At 43.9% G+C, this 2,001-nt stretch carries 3 protein-coding genes and 1 pseudogene; 2 read left to right on the top strand and 2 right to left on the bottom strand.

Annotated elements, in window-relative coordinates:
- A partial coding sequence (locus tag F6K53_RS38590) for a hypothetical protein (protein ID WP_293085123.1) occupies positions 1 to 212 on the top strand: 212 nt, incomplete at its 5' end.
- A 51-nt stretch (positions 213 to 263) separates the two neighbouring features.
- Positions 264 to 1,032 (top strand): annotated as a pseudogene (locus F6K53_RS38585) (transposase); the annotation flags it as partial.
- A gap of 117 nt (positions 1,033 to 1,149) precedes the next feature.
- On the opposite strand, the gene F6K53_RS38580 reads toward F6K53_RS38585, so the two are convergent.
- The gene (locus tag F6K53_RS38580) at positions 1,150 to 1,476 is read right to left on the bottom strand and encodes a transposase (RefSeq protein WP_143727849.1); all 327 of its coding nucleotides are present in this window, start codon (positions 1,474 to 1,476) and stop codon (positions 1,150 to 1,152) included.
- Positions 1,477 to 1,596: 120 nt separating this feature from the next.
- Positions 1,597 to 1,839: a transposase gene (locus F6K53_RS38575; protein WP_293085120.1), complete on the bottom strand. Its 243-nt coding sequence runs from the start codon at positions 1,837 to 1,839 to the stop codon at positions 1,597 to 1,599.
- Between the last annotated feature and the right edge of the window lie 162 nt (positions 1,840 to 2,001).

Below are 2,001 nucleotides of genomic sequence, written 5' to 3'. Positions count from 1 at the left end.
GTAAGAAAAAATTCACTTCACTTGAGGAATGGGAATCGGCTGTAGCCAAGATTATCAAACGGTACCGTACCACTGGAATGTTTCAAATCGCTCTTCAAATCAAACGAGTCCAAAAAGTGAAAAGACGTAAGGATTCAGGTCACAGGGATCGCTGCAAGGCCAAAGAAGGGAGCTTCTTTAAAGTCTGCGGGATTGACTTTGAAGCAAACTAGGGTAAAGTAAACACATGAGTCACTCACCAGTTCCGCTAACTCCAGAAAGCCGTGCGCCAGTTGTCAAAAGCGGAACTGGTAAAGATGCTATTGACTCAACAGAAAGTGATTGAGGAACTACAGCTAGAAATTGAGAAATTAAAGCTGAGTCGGGACCCACGATAGTAAGACTTCCTCCAAACCCCCATCAACTGATCTACTGAAAAAATCCGAAAAAGCCCTAAAAAAGGAGGATTGTCCCACCTCTGAGGCCAAAAAGAGAAAACCCGGAGGACAACCAGGTCATCGGGGAAAAACTCGTTTTGGGTTTTCCAGAATAGACCGAACCGAAATCTTGCAACCGTCTGTGTGTAGTCAGTGTGGTCAAAGAGAATTTTTAGATCAACCTGTATTGGTAGACACTCAACAAGTAGCCCAACTGGTGAACAAACCAATCGAGGTAGTTGAGTACCATCGTTACCATTGTCAATGTAGGGGCTGTGGTGCGGTAACATCAGCCTCTTGGTCTGTTGAGATGATACCCGGACAAGATTTAGGGGTCAAGCTACAAGCTTTTCTGGGATGGTTAGGGAATTATGGACATCTCCCCTATAAAAAACAACAAGAGATGTTATGGGAATTGGGCAAGATTGAGATCGGTAATGGGACTTTAGTCAACACCAATCAACGGGTTGAACTGGCGATTAAACCTCATGTTGAGCAATTGTCAGAATGGGTAAAAACAGAACAACCGTCTATTCATGTAGATGAAACTCCTTGGCCTGTAAAAGGCATTAAGGAATGGCTGTGGGTCTTTAGAACCTATCCCACTAATAGAATTTTAGTAATCCACATATGAATAGTGGCGCTTGGCAACAAAAGCATCGAACACAACACATTGCCGTTCCCAACGAACGACCAAACGTCGATATTTTCTTTGATACCAGGCAAAGCAACGTTAAAGTTGAAACCGTGGTGTATCATCTTTGATTGGTCTACCTCGACGTTTCTTAGACTGGTAAACTCTTTTGGGGAATTGAGGTCTGATACCTCGTTTTCTGGTGCAGTGAACTATCTGTTTACAGTCGTAACCCTTATCAGCGGCTATTACTCTGAATCTTTTCTTTGGACGACCCCGTTTGCCCGTAGAAACCCTGATGCTATCGAGTAATGGTAAAACCTGCTCCGGTTCACTGCCATTGGCTGGTGTGGTGCGATTTGCCATGGGCATACCATTACCTTCTGTGATGGTGTGTATCAACACTCCATGCACCTTTGTATCCATAGGCTACTCCTTCACCTCCTCCCTTGCCAGGGGGAAAAAGAGCCGTCTACTGCCCCATAATTCCAGTTAATCAGACCTTGATTTTCTGCGAGGGCCAATACTCCACTTTGTATTTTTTCGCTAAGTTCCATTTTCAAGCCATCGTTTTAACCATCGATGTGCTGAACTTTTTGATGCCCACTGTTCTCCTGTGGGGACATCACACCAACGACATCCTGTGATTAAAATGTACAGCAGTGTGTTTAACACGTAACGGAAAGGTACATGGGGCATACCTCTACCTCGCTTTTGTGGTTCACAGGGCAAGAGATTTTTGAACAGTTCCCATTCTATGTCACTTAATCCTTCAAATCTTCCTGGCATTTACCTGTTCGATTTTTCCTTATTGCTTGATTTTCACTCTATCACGTTTTCCGCAAATAGTGGGATAGGTTCATAGGTGGTAGAAAACGTAATGAACTGGATGTAACCGCGAGTTTTGCACCATTGTTGCAATGGATCTTAAGTTGGTGGCCAACGGATCAC

This window comes from Moorena sp. SIO4A1 (genome assembly GCF_010672065.1).
In the GTDB taxonomy this organism is placed as follows: Bacteria; Cyanobacteriota; Cyanobacteriia; order Cyanobacteriales; family Coleofasciculaceae; genus Moorena.
The sequence above is the reverse complement of the archived record's forward strand: the minus strand, read 5'-3'. Positions and strand labels throughout refer to the sequence as shown.

Coding starts and splice junctions, on each gene's coding strand:
- F6K53_RS38580 (WP_143727849.1), bottom strand. CDS start 1,476: ATGGATACAAAGGTGCATGGAGTGTTGATACACACCATCACAGAAGGT.
- F6K53_RS38575 (WP_293085120.1), bottom strand. CDS start 1,839: ATGCCAGGAAGATTTGAAGGATTAAGTGACATAGAATGGGAACTGTTC.